The following is a 22,216-nucleotide window of genomic DNA, read 5'->3' as shown; positions in this document are numbered from 1 at the left end:
GGCGACAACTCGGGAGGCGGGGTGAGGAAGGCCAGCAAGACGCCGCCGAAGGCCGCCGCGCCCGCATCTTCACGGATCGTGCGGGCATTCCGCTGGATCGGACAGGGCCGGCTGGTCGCCATCGCCTGCATGCTGGGCCTGGTCGCCTTCCGGCTCTTGGACCCGGCTCTTCTCGAGACGGCGCGCCTGCGCACCTTCGACTTCTACCAGATCCTCAAGCCGCGCGAGCGGGCACCGCTGCCGGTGGTCATTGTCGACATCGACGAGCGCAGCCTGCGCGAAATCGGCCAGTGGCCATGGCCGCGCTCTGATGTCGCCGACCTCTTGCGTACCATCGGCCGGGCCGGCGGCATCGCCGTTGCCTTCGACATCCTCTTCGCCGAGCCGGACCGGCTGTCGCCGGACCGCTTCGGACGCTCCATCGCCAGACTTTCCGGCGAGGCGGCAGCCGAACTCGACCGGTTGCCGAACACCGACACGCTGCTGGCCGAAACGATGGGCCAGATGCGGATCGTCGTCGGACAGGCAGCGCGCGGCCGCGACACTGCGCAAAACGCGGAGCAGCCCGGGACGCCGGTCGCCTTCATCGGCCCCGATCCGCGCTCGCATCTGATCACCTATCCCGGGCTCTTGCGCAACATCGAGCCGCTCGATGCGGCCGCAAGCGGGCGCGGGCTGCTGTCGATACTGCCCGATCTCGACAGCATCGTGCGCCGCGTCGCCCTTGTCGCGGCCGTCGGCGAGACCATTCACCCGTCCCTCAGCGTCGAGCTGCTGCGGGTCGCGACCGGCGGCAACGCGGTGGCGATCAAGACGGATGCGGCGGGCGTGCGCTCCGTCGTCGTCGGCGGCGTGGAGGTGCCGACCGATCCGCGCGGGCGCATCTGGATCCACTACACGCCGCATGACAAGGCCCGCTTCGTCTCCGCGGTCGACCTGATGCGCGGCAGCTTCAACGTCGACCGCATCCGCAATCATCTGGTGCTGGTCGGAACCTCGGCGATCGGCCTGCTGGACCTCAAGGCAACGCCCCTCGATCCGGCAATGCCGGGCGTGGAAGTCCATGCCCAGATCCTGGAGACCATTTTGGACAAGAGCTATCTCGTGCGCCCGAACTACGCGCTCGGCGCGGAAATCGTGCTGGCGATCGCGCTGTCGCTGCTGGTCGTGATCCTCGCCCCGATCCTCGGCGCGATCCCGGTGCTGTTCCTGGGCATGGCGATCGCCGCGGCGACCGTCGGTGGCAGCTGGTATCTCTATATCGAGCACCGGATGCTGATCGACGTGGTCTATCCGCTCATGACCAGCTTCACCGCCTTCATGATCCTGGTGTTTCTCAACTACCGGCGCGAGGAGGTTCAGCGCCAGCAGATCCGCAGCGCCTTCGGGCAATATCTGGCCCCGTCCTTCGTCGAGCAGATCGCCCGCAATCCGGAGCGGCTGTCGCTGGGCGGCGAAACCCGCAAAATGACGTTCCTGTTTTCGGATGTGCGGGATTTCACGGCCATCTCGGAGAGCTACAAGAGCGATCCGCAGGGCCTGACGACGCTGATGAACCGCTTCCTGACGCCCTTGTCGGACGCGATCCTGCGCCAGGGCGGCACCATCGACAAATACATGGGCGACGCCATCATGGCGTTCTGGAACGCACCGCTCGACACGCCGGACCATGCCGCCGACGCCTGCGCGGCGGCGCTGGAAATGGTCCGCCGGCTCGCCGAGGTCAACGCCGCACGGCTCGCCGAAGACGAAAAGGCGGGCCGCACCCATGTGCCGCTGCGCGTCGGCATCGGCCTCAACACCGGCGACTGCGTCGTCGGCAACATGGGGTCCGAGTTCCGCTTCGACTATTCCGTGATGGGCGACGCGGTGAACCTCGCCTCGCGGCTCGAGGGACAGACCAAGACCTATGGCGTCACCATCATCGCCGGCGCGGAAACGGCGCGCGGCGCGGCGGACGACTACGCCTTCCTGGAGATCGACAGGATCCGGGTGAAGGGCAAGAGCGAGCCGGAGACGATCCATTGCCTGGTGGGCGACGCGAAGATGCGCCGCGATCCGGCATTCCTCGAGGAGAAGACCGTCTTCGCCTCGATGCTTAACGCCTACCGCAGCCAAGACTGGAGCACGGCCGCGGCCGCGCTCACCCGCTTCGCGGAGATCGCGCCGCCGGCCCTCGCGGGGCTGGTGCCCGCCTACCGCGCGCGCCTCGCCAGGTTGAGCATGACACCGCCCGGCCCCGTCTGGGACGGCGTTTTCACCGCAGAGACAAAGTGAGCGCCCCGCGCCGCCTCAGCGGGCGAGCGCGTTGGGGATGTAGAGCGCGATCTGCGGCCAGGCGATGACCGAGGCCAGCGCCAGGATCTGCAGCACGACGAAGGGAATGACGCCGCGATAGATCATGCCGATGGTCACGCCCTTGGGCGCGATGCCGCGCAGGTAGAACAGCGCATAACCGAAGGGCGGCGTCAGGAAAGAGGTCTGCAGGTTCACGGCGAGCGCGATGGCGAACCAGATCAGCACCTGTTCCGGCGGCAGGCCGAAATCGAGCGCCGCCACCACAGGCGCGACGATGGGCACGACCACCAGCGTGATTTCCACCCACTCCAGGAAGAAGCCGAGCACGAAGACCAGCGCCATGATCATGATGAAGACGACATAGGGATTGCCGTCATGGATGGCGAAGGCGTCGGCGATCAATGCGTCGCCGCCGAGCTTGCGGAACACCACGGAAAACACCGTCGCGCCCATCATCACGAAGATGATCATCGCCGTCGTCTTGGTGGTGTCGCGCAGGGCCGAACTCAGCGTCTTCCAGTCCAGCTTGCGCGAGACAAGCGCGAGAAACATGGCGCCCAGCGCGCCGATGGCAGCCGATTCCGTCGGCGTGGCGATGCCCGCGACGATGGTGCCGAGCACGGAGACGATCAGGACCACCGGCGCCAGCAGGTCGAGCGCAAGCGATGCCACTGCCGACCAGAACGGCTTGTGTTCGGCAACAGCGGCCGGCGGCATGCGATGCGGCTGGAAAATGGCGACGAGGAGCAGATAACCGATGTAGAGACCGCCGAGCAGCAGCCCCGGACCGACGGCCGCCATGAACAGGTCGCCGACGGACACGCGCAGCTGGTCGCCGAGCACAATGAGCATGATGCTCGGCGGAATGAGAATGCCGAGCGTGCCGCTTGCCGCGATCAGGCCGGAGGAGATCTTCGGGTCGTAGTTGTTCTGCAGCATGGTCGGCAGCGCCATCATGCCCATGAGGACGACCGACGCGCCGATGATGCCGGTCGACGCCGCCATGATCACGCCGATCACCGCCACGGCGAAGCCGTAGCCGCCCGGCAGCCCGCGAAAGATCGAGGCGAGAGATTTCAGCAGGCGCTCCGCGATGCCGGAACGCTCCAGCATCAGTCCCATGAAGACGAAGAGCGGGATCGCGATCAGCAGCCAGTTGGTGAGAATGCCGGAATACATCCGCGACACGGTGGTCGACAGGAACAGCATCGGCACGCCGGCGAGGACGGCAAAACAGATGCCGATGCCGGCCAGCACGAAGGCAACCGGATAGCCGGCGAAAATTCCGCCCATCAGACCGATGAGCATCAGGACGGGCCAGAAGGCATCTTCCATCATTGCGCGGGCCTCGTCTCGTCATCTGCTGCCCGTGGGCCGAAGAGGAAGGCGGCCGTCGACAGGATCCGCGCAAGCGCGGCCGTGCCAAGCAGCAGGAAACCGGCCGGAATGCAGGCCTTCACGAACCAGCGGTCGATCATGCCGCCGTAGGTGGAGCCTTCGCCGGTGAGATAGGCGCGATAGGCGAACTTGGTGCCGAACCAGACGACGATCGCGCAGAAGGGAAGCAGGAAGAACAGGTCGCACAGCATGTCGACCCAGGCCTTGCGCCGCTTGGAGAAATGCGCGGCCAGGAAGTCGACGCTGACATGCTCGCGGTCGCGATAGGCGTAGACGCCGCCGAAGAGCACCACCATGGCGAAGATGTGCCACTGCAGGTCGAGCATGCTGTTGACGGTCAGCGCCTCGTCGAAGAAGGGCACGCTGCCCTCCCAATCGATAAGCTGGTTGATCCCGAGCTGCGCGGCGACCACCCCGAGGCACACCGACACGATCAGCGGCAGGATCAGCCACCCCACGATCATTCCGGGAAGCGCGCACAGGCTCCCCACCGTTTCACCAAGCCGTTTCACGCCCAAGCTCCCCGATCCAAATCGACAGGCGGCCCCCGTACGGGAGCCGCCCACCGATGTCAAAGTCTACCGGCTCAGCGCGGCAGAGCCTGAAGCTCGCCCCATTCGCCGACCCGCTCGACGTAGGCGTTAAGCGATTCATAGGCTTCTTTGAAGATCGGATCCTTCTCCGCTTCCTCGTCCATCACCGCGCGCGACGCCGCCCGCAGTTCGGCGAGCACCGGATCGGGGAAGCGCTTGATCTCGACGCCGGCCTCGCGGATCGCGGCGATCGCCTCGGCCTGCTGGTGGATCTGGTCGCCAAGGTTATAGGCGATGTTGGCGCGGCAGGCCTCGACCATGATGGTCTGCTGGTCTTCGGAAAAGCCGTTCCACACATCCATGTTGATGATGATGGAATCCCAGCTCGACGGCTGGTGCCAGCCCGGGAAGTAGTAGTTCTTGGCAACCTTCTGGAAGCCGAAGCCGAGGTCGAGCTGCGGCGCGGAAAACTCGGTCGCGTCGATGCGGCCGGTTTCCAGCGACACGAAGATCTCGCCGGCCGGAACCAGCTGGGTGTTGGCGCCGAGACGGGCCAGCGCCTTGCCGCCGAGGCCGGCGATGCGCATGTTGAGGCCCTTGAAGTCCTCGACCGTCTCGATGTCCTTGTTGAACCAGCCGCCCGCTTCCGGCACCACCAGGTGGCAGGGGATCACCTTCACGCCATGCGGGTCGTAGGCCTTCTGGATGATCTCGAGGCCGCCGCCTTCGAACATCCATGCGTTGGCGACTTCCGGCGTCGGGCCGAACGGCATGGAGCCGATCAGGTTGGCGACCGGAATGGTGCTTGCCCAATAGCCGATCCAGTCGAAGCCCATCGGGATCGCGCCGGTGCTGACCGCGCCGAACACCTCGAAGGGCGGCACGAAATCGCCGGCGCCATGCACCTTGATGTCGATCTCGCCATTGGTCATGAGCTTCACGCGCTCCGCCCATTTGACCGGGCTCGGGCCAATTGACGGCACCTGAAGGCCGAACACGCTTTGCAGGTCGTAGCTGTCGGCGACGGCCGGGGCCGCGGTGAGCATCGTTGCCGCAAGTGCTGCGGACATAAGCCGAGCTTTCATGAAGTCCTCCCTTTCTGGCGTCCGTTTCGAACGCATTCTCTGCGCCGGTTTCTCAACGCATTTCGCGCGCCATCCGCTTCGATACGGCGACGTGGCGGGCCGCCCGGCTTTCCCAATCAGCCGCTTGCCCTGTCCGAGTATTATCTATAATCAAACGGATTAGCAATATACTAATTTGTGGAGGACGCGATGATTGGTGTGAGCGGTTCGGTCGCGGTCGTGACCGGCGCAGGCCAGGGAAACGGCCGCGCGATCGCCCTTGGTCTGGCCTGCGCCGGCGCCCGTGTGGCGCTCTGCGATGTCGACCGGGAACGGGCCGAAGACACGGCAGAAGCGATTCGCGCAGCCGGCGGAAAGGCATTGGCGGACATTTGCGACGTCTCCGACCATGCCGCGGCCGGAGCCTTCGCGGCCCGCGTCGAAGGCGAGCTGGGCGCAGCCTCCATCCTGGTCAACAACGCCGGCATCATCCGCCGCCAGCCGTTGGACGATCCCGGGTTCGCGGAGGGCTGGGACGCGACCTTCCGCGTCAATGTCGACGGCACCCGCAACATGGTGCTGGCCTTTGCAAGCCAGCTCGAGGCCACCGCCGGACGAATCGTCAACGTGGCCTCGATCATGTCGCAGACCGCCGGGCCGGGCATCGCCGCCTATGTCGCCAGCAAGGGCGCCATCGCCCAGTTCACCAAGGCGCTCGCCCATGAATTCGCCCCCAGGGGCGTGCGCGTCAACGCCATCGCGCCGGGCGTGATCGACACGCCGATGACCACCACGACCCGCGCCAACGAGGCGGCAATCGCCCGCTTCATGGCCCATACGCCAATGGCGCGCACCGGCCAGCCGGAGGAACTCGTCGGCCCGGTCCTGTTCCTCGCCTCCGACATGTCGAGCTACGTCACGGGCGCCATCCTGCCCGTCGATGGCGGCTATCTCGCGGCCTAGCTCCCCGTTCTTGCCTGAAGGAAACATGAGATGAAAAAGCACATTTGCGATGTTCTGGTCGTTGGATCGGGCGCGGGCGGACTGGCCAGCGCGGTCTCCGCGGCCCACCGGCGCCTCGATGTTCTGGTCGTCGAGAAGGAACCCGTCTTCGGCGGCACCAGCGCGCGCTCCGGTGGCTGGATGTGGATCCCCTGCAACGCGCCGGCCAAGCGCGCCGGCGTGGAGGACAGCCCCGAAAAGGCCCGCCGCTATCTCGAGCATGAAGCCGGCGAGCACTTCGATGCCGCGCGCGTCGACGCCTTTCTGGAGGCCGGCCCGAAGGCGGTGGAGTTCTTCGAGCAGAACACCGCGCTGCAGTTCGACCTCGGTCCGACCTTCGCCGACTATCATCCGGACGCGCCGGGCGGCATGCCGGGCGGACGCTCGATCGTCGCCCGTCCCTTCGACGGGCGCGAGATCAAGGACGAGATCAAGCGCCTGCGCCCGCCGCTCGCCGAAATCACCTTCCTCGGCATGATGATCGGCTCGGGCAAGGAGCTGCTGCATTTCTTCAAGGTCACCAAGTCGCCGATCTCGGCGTTCTATGTCGCGAAGCTCTTCCTCAAGTTCCTGCGCGACATGGCCTTCTACGGCCGGCCGATGCGGCTGATGAACGGCAACGCGCTGGTCGCCCGCCTTGCCAAGTCCTGCTTCGACAAGAACGTGCCGATCTGGACGCGCGCCGCGGTCAAGGAACTGCTGCGCGACGAGACCGGCAAGGTGACCGGCGCCATCGTCGACACGGCCGAGGGTCGCGTCGAGATCGAGGCGCGCAAGGGCGTGGTGCTGGCCGCCGGTGGTTTTCCGCAGGACGCGGTGCGGCGCAAGGAATTGTTCCCGCATGCCCCGAGCGGCCACGAGCACGTCTCGCCGGCGCCTCCGGGCAACACCGGCGACGGCCTGCGCCTCGGCTCGGCCGCCGGCGCCGCGATCAAGGACGGCCTGCCGAACGACGCCGCCTGGGTGCCGGTGTCGCGCCCGCCCAAGCGCGACGGCACGCTCGGCGTCTTCCCGCATTTCGTCGATCGCTCCAAGCCCGGCGTCATCGCGGTGACGCGCTCCGGCAAGCGTTTCGTCAACGAGGCGGATTCCTATCACGACTTCTGCCAGGCGATGATGAAGGCCTGCACCAAGGAAGGCGGGGAGATCTGCGCCTATTTCATCGCCGACCACAAGACGCTGCGCACCTATGGCCTCGGCTTCGTCAAGCCGTCGCCGGTGCCTTATCGGGGCCACATCCGCTCCGGCTATCTGTTCGAGGGCCGCACGCTGAGCGAACTTGCCGAACAGATCGGCGTTGATGGCGCCCAGCTGGAACGCACCGTCGCGACCTTCAACGAACATGCGCGCAAGGGCGAGGATCCGGAGTTCCACAAGGGCTCGACGTCCTACAACCGCTCGCTCGGCGATCCCGAGCACGGCCCCAACCCCTGCGTCGCGCCGGTGGAAAAGGGTCCGTTCTATGCGGTGAAGCTGGTGATCGGCGACCTTGGCACCTTCGCCGGGCTGCGCTGCGATGAAAACGCCCGCGTGCTTGGCGAAGACGGCCAGCCGATCGGCGGGCTCTATGCGGCCGGCAACGACGCGCTCTCCATCATGGGGGGCAATTATCCCGGCGGCGGCATCACGCTCGGCCCGGCGATCACCTTCGGCTATATCGCCGCAAGGCATATGTCCGGCGCCAATTCGTGAGTGACGCGACGCCCGCCGTGGCGCAAACCCCGGGGAGGCGCCTTGTCGAAGGCGTTCTCCTCGGCCTTGCCGCGGCACTCATCTGGGCAATCTACAACATCGGCGTCGACATCGGCCGCGCCGATGGCTTCTCCAGCGCCGATCTGGGGATCCTGCGCTACGCCGGCGCGGGCGCCCTGCTTCTGCCCGTGCTGCTCCTGCGGCACGGACGGATCTCGGCCGGCATGACGCTGCCGCGGCTCCTGCTCCTCAGCGTTGCCATCGGCCCGCCCTTCGCCTTCCTGATCAACACCGGCTACGGCATCGCCCCGCTCGCCCATGCGGTGGTGATCTCTCCCGGCATGACGATGATCATCGCCAACCTGCTGCCGGTTGTGTTCGACGGGGCGCGGCTGCCGCGCCACCGCAAGGTCGGCATCGCCGTGCTGATCGCCGGCCTCATCGCCATCGCGCTCGAACAGCCGCCGTCGAAGGACCCCGATGTCGCGACCCTCGTCGGCGACCTGTGCTTCCTCGGATCGGGGACGCTCTGGGGGCTGTTCACCTATCTCGTCGGGCGCTGGCGGATCCCGGCGATCGAGGCCATCGGCACGATCTCGGTGCTGACGACGCTGGTCTGCCTGCCGGTCTATCTGATCGCGGTCACGCCCGCGAGCGCCACTGCCGCGCAATGGGCCGAGCAGCTGTTTTACCAGGGGTTTCTCGGCGGCTCTGTCGCCATCGTCGTCTATGCCGCCTCCATCGCCCGGCTCGGTCCCGGCCTCGCCGGCCTGTTCCCGGCAATCGTGCCGCCGCTCGCCGTGCTCATCGCCATCCCCTACGCCGGCATCTGGCCGAATGCGGTCCAGTTGCTCGGCGTCGGTATCGCTGCCTTCGGCCTGATCCTGTCGCTCGACGGCTTCGCCGCGCTCGTCAGGCGTCTTCGATATGGCCGAGATCGCTGGACAGCGCCTTCGTGAAGGTGATCAGCCGGTCGAGCGTCGCGCCGTCGCGCGATAGGTCGATGTAGTTGGTGGGGCCGATGATGGTCACCGCCAGCTGGATCGTGCCGGTGTGGTCGAACACCGGCGCGGCAATGGCGCTGACGCCCGGGATCGGTGCGTCCCTTGTGATCGAATAGCCGACCTTCGCGGCATCACGCACATCGGCGCGATAGGCCTCCTCGTCAACGGCGGGTATCGTATAGAGCGGCGGCTGCGCGCCGGAGAGTTCCGCGCGCACCAGCGGCTCGGTGGTGGACAGCGGCTGGAAGGCGGAAAACACCTTGCCGGTTGCCGTCGCCGTCATCATGAAGGTGCCGCCGACCGCGACGTTAGAGTGAATGCGCGCCGTCGATTCCGCGATATAGACGATCGTCGGCCCGTGCAGACCCCAGACGCTGATCGCGACCATCAGCCCGAGCTCGTCGGCGAGATCGGGAACGCGGCGGATCGTCTCCCGGTAGGCGTTCTGGTTGCGCAGCCGCGTCAGGCCGAGCCGCAGCGCGAAGGGGCCGAGCTGATACTGGCCGGTCTCCGTCTGCTCCACCATGTTGATATTGCGAAAGCTGACGAGATAGGGATGCAGCTGCGCCGCCGCCATGCCGAGCGTTTCGGCAAGGTCGCGCAACTTCAGCGGACCGCCGGCCTGCGCCAGGGCCATGAGTATGGCGCCGCCGGTTTCGATCGACTGCACGCCACGTGGCGCACGCGGCTTTGTCGTGGCTTCCTGCCCCACCCGCAACTCCCTCACAAATAAAATAGAATTATGGAACCGCAATGACCGGTTTCATAGCCATAATTTGTCCCGCGGTCGAGTGAGGGAGGCTTTTTCAGGTCCCGGAAAAGACCTTCAACCCACTGGCAACAAATGCCTTGCCTAAATCGGCAGCGCCGACGCGATCTCAAGCCGGGTGCCGGCTTCCTGCAGCCGCTCGGCAATGGCCGGAGGCGGCGGCGCGTCGGTGACGATCCGGTCGATCTCGGAAAAGCCGGCGACACGCACCAGCGCCCGACGGTCGAACTTCGTGTGGTCGGTGATGACGCTGGAGGTCTCGCCGCACCTGAGCGCCGTGCGGGCGAAATCGGCTTCCGCCAGCTGGTAGTCCATCAGCCCGCCGACCGGATCGACGGCGGAGATCGAGATGATCACATGGCGCACCCGGAAGGAGGTGATGAACTCGATGGCCGAGCGCCCGAAAGCTCCGCCATTGTCGCCGTGCAACTCGCCGCCGGCCATATAGACCCGGTTACCGTTGACGGTCGCAAGCGTCCGGGCGACGTCGGAGGAATTGGTGACGACCGTGAGCCCGGCCTTGCCGCGCAGCTCGCGCGCCAGCACGCTCGTCGTCGTGCCGGTGTCCATCATCACGCTGTCGCCGTCCTCGATGCCAGCGGCGACATGGCGCGCGATCGCCTGTTTGGCCGGAAGATTCTCGCGCATGCGCCGTTCGAAGGGCGCCTCCGCGTCCTGACGTGCCAGGCTGACGAACCCGTGCGACTTCAGCAGGTCCCCCGCCTCCACCAGCGGACGAATGTCTCGGCGGATGGTTTCCAGCGACACGCCAAGCTCGACCGCGAGATCGCCGATACGCGCGCTGCCCGCCTGCCGCGCCCGCTCCAGGATCTTCATCTGACGTTTTCCAAAGCTCATGACGGCCTCGACAGCGATTTGGTTTCCATGCCCGATTTGTGGCTTTTAAGGAGATAAACAACATAATAACCACATTCAAAGCATTTAAAGCCAAAAAATTACCTCAAAATAATTGACAGCGAAATGAAACGAATGCGACGATCCGGTGTCGGTTGCTGAAAGATCCCGCAAGAAGGCCACGCCAGAAGGCCGCAGGGACGGGCACCGCCTTCCAGACGGTCATTTCAAGGGGGACCCGCCATGACCTTTGCCCGCCGCCCTGCCGCCGCGCTGCTGTCGACACTGCTTGTCGCCACCGCGCTTTCGGGAACGCCCGCGATTGCAGCGGAAAACGACGATCCCATTCGCCTGACGCTGCACGACTGGACCGGACAGCTGCTTTCGACCCGCATCATGGGCGAGGTCCTGAAGAAGGCCGGTTACAACATCGAATATGTCCAGGCGGACTACATCGCCCAGTTCGCCGGGCTGAAGACCGGCGACCTGCATGTCGCCATGGAAATCTGGGAAACCACCGGCCGCGACGCGCTCGACGAAGCAACAGCGACCGGAAAGGTCGAGAACCTCGGCGACAGCGGCATGTTTGCCATCGAGGAGTGGTGGTACCCCTCCTACATGAAGGAGATCTGCCCGGGTCTGCCCAACTGGGAAGCGCTGAAAAGCGAGGCCTGCGCGGAAGCCTTCGGCACCGCCGAAACCCTTCCCAAGGGCCGCTATCTCGGCGCGCCGGTGACCTGGGGCGGCTATGACGACGAACGCGTCGAGGCGCTCGAACTGCCATTCGAGGTGGTTCACGCAGGTACGGACGCGGCCCTTTTCGCCGAACTGGAATCCGCCTACCAGCGCAAGGCGCCGGTGCTCCTGTGGGTCTATGCCCCCCATTGGGCGCCGCTGAAATACGACGGCGAATGGGTAGAGTTCCCGGCCTATGAAAAGGCCTGCTACGAGGATCCAGCCTGGGGCACCAATCCGGACATGGCCTATGACTGCGGCAAGCCGCGCGGCCCGATCTGGAAGGTCGCCTGGTCCGGCGTCAAGGACACCTGGCCCGGCGCCCACAAGGCGATTTCCGCCTTCTCCATCGACAACGACGAAATGGGCGCGCTGATCACCCGGGTCGATCTGGACGGGGAGACCGTCGAAAACGTGGTCGCCAACTGGATAGACGAGAACGAAGCGCGCTGGTCCGCCTGGATCAAATAGTCGATCTCTTGCCCGACTGGCTGCCGCCGCCCTGTCCCCTTTGGCGGCAGCCGCTTTTTTCTCTTTCGTCTGCGCCTTTTGCGCTCCGGGTCCGACAGGCGCGCCCGCTTCCAACCGGATGGTTCGACCTTGCAAGCTTCCGCCACCCCCTCGCCTCCCTTGTCTCAGGCTGCAACCAACGCGGCCCCGGCGAAGCTTGAATGCCGGGGCGTGTGGAAACTGTTCGGCAGCGGCGCCGGGACCTATTCCGTTGGCCAGCCCGGCGCTGCCGATAGCGCGAGACTTGCCGCGGCCGGCCTCGTCGGCGCGGTGCGCGACGTAAATCTTGCCGTGCGCGAGGGCGAGATCTTCGTCATCATGGGCCTGTCTGGGTCGGGAAAATCGACGCTGGTGCGCTGCCTGTCGCGCCTCGTCGAACCGACCGCCGGCGAGATCCTGTTCAACGGCGAGAACCTGCTCGCCGCCAGCGACCGGCGGATGATCGAGATCCGCCGGCACAGCATGGGCATGGTGTTCCAGCATTTCGCGCTGCTGCCGCACCTGAGCGTGCTCGGCAATGTCGCCTTCCCGCTCGAGGTTCAGGGAATCGGCCGCGCCGCGCGCGAGGACCGCGCCCGCAAGATGATCGAGCTTGTCGGGCTGGGCGGGCGCGAGGCCTTCTTCCCGCGCGAATTGTCCGGCGGCCAGCAGCAGCGGGTCGGCATCGCGCGTTCGCTCGCCGTGGAGCCGGAGCTGTGGTTCCTGGACGAGCCGTTTTCCGCCCTCGATCCGCTGATCCGTCAGGAAATGCAGGACGAGTTCATGCGGCTCCAGTCCGTCCTGAAGAAGACCATCGTCTTCATCACCCATGATTTCGACGAGGCGATCCGCCTCGCCGACCGCATCGCCATCATGAAGGACGGCGCCGTCGTGCAACTCGGCACGCCGGAAGATCTGGTGATGAACCCGGCGACCGACTATGTCGCGGAGTTCACGAGGAACGTCACCCGCGCCAAGGTCGTGCGCGTCGCCTCCGTGATGGAGGCCGGCGCACCCGCCGGCGACGGCGCCCCGACGATCACCGCAACAGCGACCGTGTCGCAGGCGGCCGGGCTGTTTTCGGACAGGGTCGCAGCGGTGAGCGTCCTCGGCGCGGACGGTACCCCCGTCGGCCGCCTCACCCGCGACGCGGTCATAAACGTCCTGATGCTGGGGTGACGATGACCGCACCGCTCGCGATCCAGACCGAGACGTCCGCAACCGATACAGCCCCGCCGGCTGGCGCGTCGCTGCCGGCCTCGACACCCGAAAACCGCTGGCCCGCGCGAGTGGTCTGGGGCGTTGCGCTCACCGCCTTCATCCTCCTGTGGCAATTCGGCAAGCCCGTCGCCGACTGGGCCTTCGAGGTGCCGCGCAACTGGCGCATCCCGGCGCAGCGCTGGATATCGGATGCCATGCGCTGGCTGCTCGACGAGGCGAGCTTCGGCCTTTTCACTTTCACGGATCTGACCCGCTTCATCGCCGGCGCGATCGAGGCGCCCTATCGCTTCATCCTCGGCCTTTTGTCCACCGGCATTCTCGACGGGCGCGGTTCCTCGGCGACGCAACTCCTGCCGCCGCTCTCCTGGATCGCGGTGATCGGCGTGGCGATGCTGATCGGCCACTATGCCGGCGGACGCCGGCTTGCCGCGCTGGTCGGCGGCTGCTTCGCCTTCCTCGCCGTCTTCGGACAGTGGAGCGCGGCGATGGTGACGCTGGCCTCGATCCTGATCGCCGTGCCCATCGGCATCCTCGGCGGCCTGCTGCTCGGCCTTGCCGCCTTCCGCTGGCGGGCGGTCGAGACGGCGCTGCGACCGATGCTCGACCTGATGCAGACCGTGCCGGTCTTCGCCTATCTGGTGCCGATCCTGTTCCTCTTCGGCTTCGGGCCAAGCTCGGCGATCATCGCCACCATCGTCTATGCCCTGCCGCCGATGACCCGCATCTCGCTGCTGGCGCTGCGCGCGGTGCCGGAAGAGGCGCATGAGCTCGGCCGCATGACCGGCTGCTCGAAGCGGCAGATGACCTGGCGCATCCTCGTGCCCAGCGCCATGCCGGGGCTGATGGTCGGCGTCAACCAGGTGATCATGCTGTCGCTCAACATGGTGATCATCGCCTCGATGATCGGCGCCGGCGGCCTCGGCTTCGAGGTGCTCGCGGCCCTGCGCCGGCTCGACATCGGGGCGGGCTTCGAGGCCGGCCTTGCCATCGTCGCGCTCGCCATCGCGCTCGACCGGCTGAGCCAGGCCTTCGCCGCCCGCCATCCGCACCATGAAAGCGCGGAGGAACGGGATCGCTCCATCGCGAGGCGCCACCCCTATCTGGTCTCGGGCGTGGCGCTGATCGTTGTCAGCACGCTGGCCGGGCTCGTCTCCGCCCCCTTCCAGGCCTATCCGGAGGCGCTGCAGATTTCCTCCGGCACGATCGGCAGCGACATCGTCGGCTGGATCAACGTGCATTTCTTCGACCAGCTGGAGGCGGTGAAGAACGCCCTGCTGCTCAACCTCCTGATCCCCTTCAAGCGCTTCCTCATCGGCCTGCCGTGGATCGGCGTCGTCGGGCTGCTGGCGCTCGCCGGCTTCCGGCTCGGCGGCTGGCGTCTGGCGCTGACCGCAGCGGCGCTGTCCGCGCTGATCGCACTGACCGGCCAATGGGAAAAGGCGATGATCACCGTCTATCTCTGCGGCATTTCGGTTGCCATCGCCTGCCTCATCGGGGTTCCGGTCGGCATTCTGGCCGCCGGGCGCGAGCGGCTCTGGAAAGCGGTCGAACTCGTGATCGACACGCTGCAGACGCTGCCCTCCTTCGTCTATCTGATGCCCGCCGTCATGCTGTTTCGCGTCGGCGATTTCACCGCGATGATTGCGGTGGTCGCCTATGCCGTCGCACCGGCGATCCGCTACACCGCCTACGGCCTGCGCCGCGTCGACCCGCATCTGGTTGAGGCCGGCATCGCCGCCGGCGCGACGCCGTGGCAGCTCTTGACGAAAGTGCGGCTCAAGCTCGCCCTGCCCGAGATCCTGCTCGGGCTGAACCAGACCATCATGCTGGCGCTGTCGATGCTGGTGATCACGGCCCTCGTCGGCACCCGCGACCTCGGCCAGGAGGTCTATATCGCCCTCACCAAGGCGGACACCGGCCGCGGTCTCGTCGCTGGTCTCGCGGTCGCCTTCATCGCGATCATCGCCGACCGGCTGATTTCGGCCGGCGCCGCGCGGCTGCGCGTCCGCCTTGGCCTTGCAACGGCTGAGGAGATCCGTTGATGACCCACACCCCGCCGCAGCCGACCCTCTCGCCGGAGACCGAACGCCGGGTCGCGGCCCTCCCCGTATGGCACGGCACGCCGGAGATGGAGCCCCTGTCGGGCGGCCTGTCGAACGAAAGCGTTCTGGTGCGCGATGCCCGCGGCGCCCATGTGGTGCGGCTCGGGCGCGACTTCCCGTTTCACCATGTCGAGCGCGCCCGCGAGACCATGGTGACCCGCGCGGCGGTTGCGCGCGGCTTCGCGCCGGAGCTGGTCCATGCCGAACCCGGCGTCATGGTGACCCGCTTCATCGAGGGCCACACCTATACGGCCGAGGACGTGCGCCGCGACCGGATCCGCATTGCTCACCTGATGCGCCGCTTCCATGAGGAGATGCCCAAGGAGATCTCAGGCGCCGGCTTCTTTTTCTGGGTGTTTCACGTCATTCGCGACTACGCCCGCACGCTGGAGGCGGGCCGCTCGCGCATGACCGACCGCCTGCCCGGTTTTCTCAAGGTCGCCGAGGCGATGGAACGCGCGCAGGTCGCCATGCCCGTCGTCTTCGGCCATCACGACCTGCTGCCGGCCAATTTCATCGACGACGGCGACAGGCTCTGGCTGATCGATTTCGAATACGCGGGCTTCGGCACCGCGATGTTCGATCTCGCCGGCGTTGCCTCCAACGCCGGCCTGTCGGAGGCAGACTCCGCCGAACTGATGAGCGCCTATCTGGGCCACGCGCCGGATGCCGCGATGCAGCGGGCCTATGCGGCGATGCAGGTCGCCTCGCTCCTGCGCGAGACCATGTGGAGCCTAGTCTCCGAACTTCACCTCACGGCCCCCGGCGTCGATTACGCCGCCTATACGGCCGAAACGCTGGCGGCCTACGAGGCCGCCCTTGACGATTACCAGTCCCGCTTCGAGAAGGTCTGAACTCATGTCGCTTCCCTCGCACGCCCAGGTCGTCGTCATCGGCGGCGGTATCATCGGCTGTTCAACCGCCTATCACCTGGCCCGCGACCACAAGGCCGACGTGCTGCTCCTGGAACAGGGCCAGCTCACCAGCGGCTCGACCTGGCATGCCGCCGGCCTCGTTGGCCAGTTGCGCTCCTCCGCCTCGATCACCCAGGTGCTGAAATATTCCGTCGACCTCTACAAGCGGCTCGATGCCGAGACAGGACTTGAGACCGGCTGGAAGATGACCGGCTGCCTGCGCCTTGCCTGCAACGAGGACCGCTGGACCGAATACAAGCGGCTGGCCACCACCGCGCGCAGCTTCGGCATGGAGATGGCGCTCCTGTCGCCCGCCGAGGTCAAGGCGATGTGGCCGCTGATGAATGTCGACGATCTGGTCGGCGCGAGCTTCCTGCCGACCGACGGACAGGCCAGCCCCTCCGACATCACCCAGTCGCTCGCCAAGGGCGCGCGCATTCATGGCGCGCGCATCGTCGAGGGCGTCGGCGTCACCGGCTTCGCCATGGACGGCAAGCGCATCACCCGCGTCGAGACGACAGCGGGTCCGGTGACCTGCGATCTCGTCATCAACTGCGCCGGCCAGTGGGCGCGGCAGGTCGGTGCGATGGCCGGCATCAATGTGCCGCTTCAGCCGGTCAAGCATCAGTTCGTCATCACCGAACCGATTGAGGGCATCACCTCGCAGACGCCGACCGTGCGCGATCCGGACCGGCGCACCTATTTCAAGGAAGAGGTCGGCGGCCTTGCCCTTGGCGGATACGAGCCGGACCCCATCGCCTGGACCACGGGCGACGTGCCGAACGACTTCCAGTTCCAGCTCTTCGACGACGACTGGGACCACTTCGAGCAGCATCTGGTCAACGCCGTGCACCGGGTTCCGGCGCTGGAGACCAGCGGCGTCAAGCAGATGATCAACGGGCCGGAGAGCTTCACCCCCGACGGCAATTTCATCCTGGGCGCGGCCCCGGAATGCGACAACATGTTCGTCGGCGCCGGCTTCAACGCCTTCGGAATTGCGTCGGGCGGCGGCGCCGGCTGGGTGCTGGCGGAATGGGCGATGACCGGCGAGGCGCCGCTCGACCTGTGGAGTGTCGACATCCGCCGCTTCTCCGGCCTGCACCGCGACCGCGACTGGGTGTGCGAGCGCACGCTGGAAGCCTACGGCAAGCACTACACCATCGGCTTTCCCCATGAGGAATACGAAAGCGGCCGGCCGCGCATCGTCTCCCCGCTCTACGAGAGGCTCAAGGCGCGCGGCGCCGTCTTCGGCTCCAAGCTCGGATGGGAACGGCCCAACTGGTTCGCCCGGCCGGGCGACGAGCCGCGCGACATCTATTCCATGGGCCGGCAGAACTGGTTCGACGCCGTCGGCGAGGAACACAGGGCCGTGCGCGAAAGCGTCGGGCTGTTCGACCAGTCGTCCTTCGCCAAGTTCGAGCTTTCCGGCGCCGGCGCGGCCGATGCGCTGGAGGCGATCTGCGCCAACAAGGTCGGCAAGCCGGCCGGGCGCTTGACCTATACTCAGCTCCTCAATTCGCGCGGCGGCATCGAATGCGACCTCACCGTCGCCCGGCTCGCCCAGGATCTGTTCTACATCGTCACCGGCACCGGGTTTCGCACCCATGACGGCGCCTGGATCGCCGATCACCTGCCGGAGGGTGTCGACGCGACGCTGCGCGATGTCACCGAGGACTACGGCACGCTGTCGCTGATGGGTCCGAACGCGCGTCTGGTGCTGGCGGAAGCTGCGCCCGACGATGATGTGAGCAACGAGGCCTTCCGCTTCGGCCATGTGCGCGAGATCACCATCGCCGGCTGCCCGGTCCGCGCGCTGCGTGTCACCTATGTCGGCGAATTGGGCTGGGAGTTGCACATTCCGATCGAAAAGACCGGCGAGGTCTTCGACACCTTGATGCGCGTCGGCAAGGCCCATGACATCCGTCTCGCCGGCTACCGCGCCATCGACTCGCTTAGGCTGGAAAAGGGCTATCGCGCCTGGGGATCCGACATCACCGCCAATGACAGTCCCTATGAGGCCGGTCTCGGCTGGGCGGTGAAACTGAAGTCGGGCCTTGCCTTCACCGGCCGCGCGGCGGCCGAACGCGCCGCCAATTCGCCGCTGAAGAAGAAACTCGCCGCCTTCACGGTCGAGGACCCGAACGTCGTCCTGCTTGGCCGCGAGACGATTTTGCGCAACGGGGAATTCGCCGGCTATCTGACCAGCGGCGGCTTCGGCTACACGCTGCGCCGGCCCATCGGCTACGGCTACGTGAGAAACGCCGACGGGGTGAACGACGACTATCTCGCCGAGGGGGATTACGAGCTGGTCGTCGCCAACGAACGGGTGAAGGCCACTCTGCACCTGGAACCGCTCTACGATCCGAAGAACGAGCGCGTGAAGGCCTGACAGCGGGTGAGGTAATTTCGATAATCTCTTCTTATCGACTTGTCAGAAAACGCATGTTCACCTGATCGGTCACGCTTGCTAGGTTAAGAGCGTGGCGTTTGGGGGTGGCCAAACGCGCCGGAGATCCCACATCTCATCCACCGGCGGCGTGTCGCTGGACACGACCCGCATCGCATGACGACCGGCTCCGCCGGCCCCGTCGCGATCGGGACGCGCGACCGCCGGAAGGGATGCGGGACCATCTTGATTTTGCCTCGCCGCGTCCACCGACGCCGGGTCAGGGGCTAAGAATCGTTACGATCGGAGAGGGATTATGGACGCGATTACCGACGACAAGACCGGCACCGGCAAATGTCCCGTGATGCATGGAACGCCCATCGCCTCGACATTCGGCGTGCCGTCGAACCGGGACTGGTGGCCGAACCAGCTCAACCTGAAGATCCTGCACCAGAACGCAGCCCCGACCGACCCGCTCGGCGAGGACTTCGACTATGCGAAAGCCTTCAAGTCGCTCAACTATGATGCGGTGAAGAAGGACCTCCATGCGCTGATGACAGACAGCCAGGACTGGTGGCCGGCGGACTACGGCCATTACGGCGGTCTCTTCATCCGCATGGCCTGGCACAGCGCCGGCACCTATCGCACGGCCGACGGCCGCGGCGGCGGCGCTACCGGCACGCAGCGCTTCGCCCCGCTCAACAGCTGGCCCGACAACGGCAACCTCGACAAGGCCCGCCGCCTGCTGTGGCCGATCAAGCAGAAGTACGGCAACAAGCTGTCCTGGGCCGACCTGATGATTCTCGCCGGCAACGTCGCCATTGAATCGATGGGCGGCAAGACCTTCGGCTTCGGCGGCGGTCGCGCCGACATCTGGGAGCCGGAAGAAGACATCTACTGGGGCTCGGAGAACGAGTGGCTCGCCACCAGCGACCACGAGCAGAGCCGCTATTCCGGCGACCGCGATCTGGAAAACCCGCTGGCCGCCGTGCAGATGGGCCTGATCTACGTCAACCCGGAAGGCCCGGACGGACAGCCCGACCCGCTCGCCTCGGCCCGCGACATCCGCGAGACCTTCGCGCGCATGGCGATGAACGACTATGAGACCGTGGCGCTGACCGCCGGCGGCCACACCTTCGGCAAGACCCATGGCGCGGGCGATGTCGCCAACGTCGGCGCGGAACCGGAAGGCGCGCCGATCGAGGCCCAGGGCTTCGGCTGGCTTTCAAGCTACAAGAGCGGCAAGGGCCGCGACACCATCACCAGCGGCCTTGAAGGCGCCTGGACCTCCAACCCGATCCAGTGGGACAATGGCTACTTCGACGTCCTGTTCAAATACGACTGGGAGCTGACCAAGAGCCCGGCCGGTGCCTGGCAGTGGACGCCGAAGGACCTTCAGGAAGAGGACATGGCGCCGGATCCGGAAGATCCGTCCAAGAAGGTTCCGATCATCATGTCGACCGCCGACATGGCGATGCGCATGGACCCGGCCTACGAGAAGATCTCGCGCCACTTCCACGCAAACCCGGAAGAATTCGCCGATGCCTTCGCCCGCGCGTGGTTCAAGCTGACCCACCGCGACATGGGCCCGATCACCCGCTACCTCGGACCGGAAGTGCCGAAGGAAGAGCTGATCTGGCAGGACCCGGTGCCGGCCGTCGACCATCCGCTGATCGATGCCAAGGACATCGCCGATCTCAAGGCGAAGCTGCTCGCCTCCGGCCTGTCGACCGCCGAGCTGGTCGCCACCGCCTGGACGTCGGCCGCCACCTTCCGCGGATCGGACAAGCGCGGCGGCGCCAATGGCGCGCGCATCCGTCTTGCCCCGCAGAAGGACTGGGAGTCCAACGAGCCGGAGCAGCTTGCCAAGGTGCTGACGGTGCTTGAGGGCATCCAGGCCGACTTCAACGCAGGCGCGTCCGGCGGCAAGAAGGTCTCTCTCGCCGACCTGATCGTGCTGGGCGGAACGGCCGCGGTGGAAAAGGCCGCCAGGGATGCCGGTCACGCCATCGAGGTTCCCTTCGCGCCGGGTCGCACCGACGCCACCGACGAGCAGACCGACGTGGAGTCCTTCGACGTGCTCGAGCCGATGGCCGACGGCTTCCGCAACTACCAGAAGACCAACTACACGGTCTCGACCGAGGAGCTTCTGGTTGACAAGGCACAGCTCCTGACGCTGACGGCGCCGGAAATGACCGTGCTTGTCGGCGGCATGCGGGCGCTAGGTGCCAACTACAAGGGGACCAAGCACGGCGTCTTCACCGACCGTCCGGGCCAGCTCACCAACGACTTCTTCGTCAACCTGATCGACATGTCGACGGAGTGGAAGGCGGCCAAGGACGGGATCTTCGAAGGCCGTGACCGCAAGACCGGCGAGGTCAAATGGACCGGAACGCGGGCCGACCTGATCTTCGGGTCGAACTCGCAGCTGCGCGCCTATGCGGAAGTCTACGCCCAGGACGACGCCAAGGAGAAGTTCGTCAAGGACTTCGTCAAGGCCTGGACCAAGGTGATGAACGCGGATCGCTTCGATCTCGCCTGATGCCGGCGCGCCCGACAGATCGGGCGAACGGTTTGAACCAGACACAGACGGCGGCCCGGACATCCGGGCCGCCGTTTTTTCATGGCGGTTCAAAAAACCGAATGCGCGCCCCGCTCCACGGTGGCCTTGCCGGTCAACACCCGCTCGTAATAGGCAAACAGCGTGTCGCTGCCGGTCGAGGGTGTTGCATCCGCATCATATCTTCCGGTCGCCGGATCGAGGACCAGCATGGACTGGGTCGCGTAGTAGCGGCCGATCCGCGCAAGTTCGGCCTTTTCGGCAAGCTTCGGGCTGAGACGCCCGGCAAGCGCGAGCCCGCCGATGATCCCGTCCAGCAGGGCGACCGGGACGTACTTGAACTTCGGGCTTCGCCCGAGCAGGCGAAACAGCGCCTCGCCCTGCTGTTTCGGCGTGATCGCGGGGCCCGGACCGCCAATCGGCAGCACCTGGTTGTGACGGCTCTCGTCAAAGACGCAGGCGGCGATGAAGCGCCCGAGGTCGTCGTCGCTGATCGGCTTGCAAGCCGTCAGTTCGCCGTCGCCGAAGACCAGAAACGGCTTTCCCTGCCTCACCCTCTCGATCTGACCCGACAGCGACTTGAAGAAGGCCGTCGGCCGGACGATCGCATAGGTGAGACCGGAGGCCATCAGCTCCGTTTCGAACGCAAGTTTCGCCTGCTGGAACGCCAGCAGCGGCTTCTGCACGCAGATCGCCGACAGCAGAACGAACACCTTGGCGCCTACCTCCCGCGCCGCCTCCAGCGCAATGAGATTTGCCCGGTGGTCGACGGCCCAGGCATCCCTCGGCGCGCCACTGCGCGAGGCAAGACAGGAGACCACCGCATCAAAGCGCTCGCCGCAAAGCCCGTCGCGGACGAGCAATTCCCGGTCGGTCACGCTGGCGAACCGCACCCTGGCCCCGCCGAGCGCCGCTTCGAGATCGGCCGCAGCGGCGGCCGTATCGCGACCGGGCCGCGGTCGCACCGGACACACCACCTCGGCCCCGCTCTCAACCAGCGCCCGCGCCGTCGCCCGCCCGATGGTGCCCGTCGCGCCGAGCAACAGGACACGCGGCGCGGCCGTCGGCGCGGGTCGTGACGCAACTGGCGATGGATCGCTCATGAGCCCCCGGGGTCTGTCATGCATCGGAGTTTAGACGAAACGGACGCCCGATGGGGAGGGGGTCGATTGCAGACGCGCGCCCCAAGACCGG

The 22,216-nt window shown here is 66.3% G+C and carries 16 protein-coding genes; 10 read left to right on the top strand and 6 right to left on the bottom strand.

Annotation, left to right across the window (positions count from 1 at the left end; all coding sequences use genetic code 11):
• Positions 1 to 21: 21 nt before the first annotated feature.
• A complete protein-coding gene (locus LC092_RS06940) occupies positions 22 to 2,277 on the top strand; it encodes a CHASE2 domain-containing protein (RefSeq protein WP_224805723.1) in 2,256 nt (751 codons plus the stop codon).
• A 15-nt stretch (positions 2,278 to 2,292) separates the two neighbouring features.
• Here LC092_RS06940 and LC092_RS06935 read toward each other — a convergent pair whose 3' ends face one another.
• From LC092_RS06935 to LC092_RS06925, 3 genes are all read right to left on the bottom strand, one after another.
• A complete protein-coding gene (locus LC092_RS06935; RefSeq protein ID WP_224805722.1) occupies positions 2,293 to 3,636 on the bottom strand; it encodes a TRAP transporter large permease in 1,344 nt (447 codons plus the stop codon).
• A complete protein-coding gene (locus LC092_RS06930) occupies positions 3,633 to 4,208 on the bottom strand; it encodes a TRAP transporter small permease subunit (RefSeq protein WP_224805721.1) in 576 nt (191 codons plus the stop codon). Before LC092_RS06930 ends, LC092_RS06935 begins: the two co-directional genes overlap by 4 nt.
• Positions 4,209 to 4,282: 74 nt before the next feature.
• Positions 4,283 to 5,314, bottom strand: coding sequence for a TRAP transporter substrate-binding protein (locus tag LC092_RS06925; protein ID WP_224805720.1), 1,032 nt, complete (start codon positions 5,312 to 5,314; stop codon positions 4,283 to 4,285).
• Between the two features lie 189 nt (positions 5,315 to 5,503).
• Here LC092_RS06925 and LC092_RS06920 point away from each other — a divergent pair, with 189 nt between their 5' ends.
• From LC092_RS06920 to LC092_RS06910, 3 genes are read left to right on the top strand one after another with little or no spacing between them, the layout of a single operon-like run.
• Positions 5,504 to 6,256 (top strand): SDR family NAD(P)-dependent oxidoreductase, encoded by a 753-nt coding sequence (locus LC092_RS06920; protein WP_224805719.1) that lies wholly within the window; start codon positions 5,504 to 5,506, stop codon positions 6,254 to 6,256.
• A gap of 30 nt (positions 6,257 to 6,286) precedes the next feature.
• Positions 6,287 to 7,987 carry an FAD-dependent oxidoreductase gene (locus LC092_RS06915; RefSeq protein ID WP_224805718.1) on the top strand — a complete coding sequence of 567 codons (1,701 nt, stop codon included), beginning with the start codon at positions 6,287 to 6,289 and terminating at the stop codon, positions 7,985 to 7,987.
• Positions 7,984 to 8,946 carry a DMT family transporter gene (locus LC092_RS06910; RefSeq protein WP_224805717.1) on the top strand — a complete coding sequence of 321 codons (963 nt, stop codon included), beginning with the start codon at positions 7,984 to 7,986 and terminating at the stop codon, positions 8,944 to 8,946. Before LC092_RS06915 ends, LC092_RS06910 begins: the two co-directional genes overlap by 4 nt.
• Here the strand turns inward: LC092_RS06910 and LC092_RS06905 are convergent.
• Entirely contained in the window at positions 8,900 to 9,703 is an 804-nt protein-coding gene (locus LC092_RS06905) for an IclR family transcriptional regulator (protein WP_224805716.1), read from the bottom strand. The two genes, LC092_RS06910 and LC092_RS06905, sit on opposite strands and share 47 nt — an antisense overlap.
• A 141-nt stretch (positions 9,704 to 9,844) precedes the next feature.
• The gene (locus LC092_RS06900) at positions 9,845 to 10,618 is read right to left on the bottom strand and encodes a DeoR/GlpR family DNA-binding transcription regulator (RefSeq protein WP_224805715.1); all 774 of its coding nucleotides are present in this window, start codon (positions 10,616 to 10,618) and stop codon (positions 9,845 to 9,847) included.
• Between the two features lie 240 nt (positions 10,619 to 10,858).
• Between LC092_RS06900 and LC092_RS06895 the strand changes: the two genes are divergently transcribed.
• The 6 genes from LC092_RS06895 to katG all read left to right on the top strand — a co-directional run bounded on the left by LC092_RS06895 (position 10,859) and on the right by katG (position 21,004).
• Positions 10,859 to 11,821, top strand: a complete 963-nt coding sequence (locus LC092_RS06895) for an ABC transporter substrate-binding protein (RefSeq protein WP_224805714.1) — start codon at positions 10,859 to 10,861, stop codon at positions 11,819 to 11,821.
• A gap of 210 nt (positions 11,822 to 12,031) precedes the next feature.
• Complete coding sequence (locus LC092_RS06890) at positions 12,032 to 13,018, top strand: quaternary amine ABC transporter ATP-binding protein (protein WP_224805713.1); 987 nt, start codon at positions 12,032 to 12,034, stop codon at positions 13,016 to 13,018.
• 2 nt (positions 13,019 to 13,020) lie between these two features.
• Entirely contained in the window at positions 13,021 to 15,102 is a 2,082-nt protein-coding gene (locus tag LC092_RS06885) for an ABC transporter permease (RefSeq protein WP_224805712.1), read from the top strand.
• Complete coding sequence (locus tag LC092_RS06880) at positions 15,102 to 16,016, top strand: choline/ethanolamine kinase family protein (protein ID WP_224805711.1); 915 nt, start codon at positions 15,102 to 15,104, stop codon at positions 16,014 to 16,016. The genes LC092_RS06885 and LC092_RS06880 overlap by 1 nt, the downstream gene beginning before the upstream one ends.
• A 4-nt stretch (positions 16,017 to 16,020) precedes the next feature.
• On the top strand, positions 16,021 to 18,465 hold the full coding sequence (locus LC092_RS06875) for a GcvT family protein (protein ID WP_224805710.1): 2,445 nt from the start codon (positions 16,021 to 16,023) through the stop codon (positions 18,463 to 18,465).
• Positions 18,466 to 18,778: 313 nt separating this feature from the next.
• Positions 18,779 to 21,004: a catalase/peroxidase HPI gene (gene katG, locus LC092_RS06870; protein ID WP_263627039.1), complete on the top strand. Its 2,226-nt coding sequence runs from the start codon at positions 18,779 to 18,781 to the stop codon at positions 21,002 to 21,004.
• A gap of 89 nt (positions 21,005 to 21,093) precedes the next feature.
• On the opposite strand, the gene LC092_RS06865 is transcribed toward katG, so the two are convergent.
• Entirely contained in the window at positions 21,094 to 22,065 is a 972-nt protein-coding gene (locus LC092_RS06865) for an NAD(P)H-binding protein (RefSeq protein WP_318245909.1), read from the bottom strand.
• Positions 22,066 to 22,216: the final 151 nt, after the last annotated feature.

Origin of the sequence: Stappia stellulata (genome assembly GCF_020176715.1) — a bacterium.
In the GTDB taxonomy this organism is placed as follows: domain Bacteria; phylum Pseudomonadota; class Alphaproteobacteria; order Rhizobiales; family Stappiaceae; genus Stappia.
This window is presented reverse-complemented; position numbering and strand designations above follow the sequence as displayed.

Coding starts and splice junctions, on each gene's coding strand:
- LC092_RS06935 (WP_224805722.1), bottom strand. CDS start 3,636: ATGATGGAAGATGCCTTCTGGCCCGTCCTGATGCTCATCGGTCTGATG.
- LC092_RS06915 (WP_224805718.1), top strand. CDS start 6,287: ATGAAAAAGCACATTTGCGATGTTCTGGTCGTTGGATCGGGCGCGGGC.
- LC092_RS06880 (WP_224805711.1), top strand. CDS start 15,102: ATGACCCACACCCCGCCGCAGCCGACCCTCTCGCCGGAGACCGAACGC.
- LC092_RS06900 (WP_224805715.1), bottom strand. CDS start 10,618: ATGAGCTTTGGAAAACGTCAGATGAAGATCCTGGAGCGGGCGCGGCAG.
- LC092_RS06920 (WP_224805719.1), top strand. CDS start 5,504: ATGATTGGTGTGAGCGGTTCGGTCGCGGTCGTGACCGGCGCAGGCCAG.
- LC092_RS06885 (WP_224805712.1), top strand. CDS start 13,021: ATGACCGCACCGCTCGCGATCCAGACCGAGACGTCCGCAACCGATACA.
- katG (WP_263627039.1), top strand. CDS start 18,779: ATGGACGCGATTACCGACGACAAGACCGGCACCGGCAAATGTCCCGTG.
- LC092_RS06925 (WP_224805720.1), bottom strand. CDS start 5,314: ATGAAAGCTCGGCTTATGTCCGCAGCACTTGCGGCAACGATGCTCACC.
- LC092_RS06875 (WP_224805710.1), top strand. CDS start 16,021: ATGTCGCTTCCCTCGCACGCCCAGGTCGTCGTCATCGGCGGCGGTATC.
- LC092_RS06895 (WP_224805714.1), top strand. CDS start 10,859: ATGACCTTTGCCCGCCGCCCTGCCGCCGCGCTGCTGTCGACACTGCTT.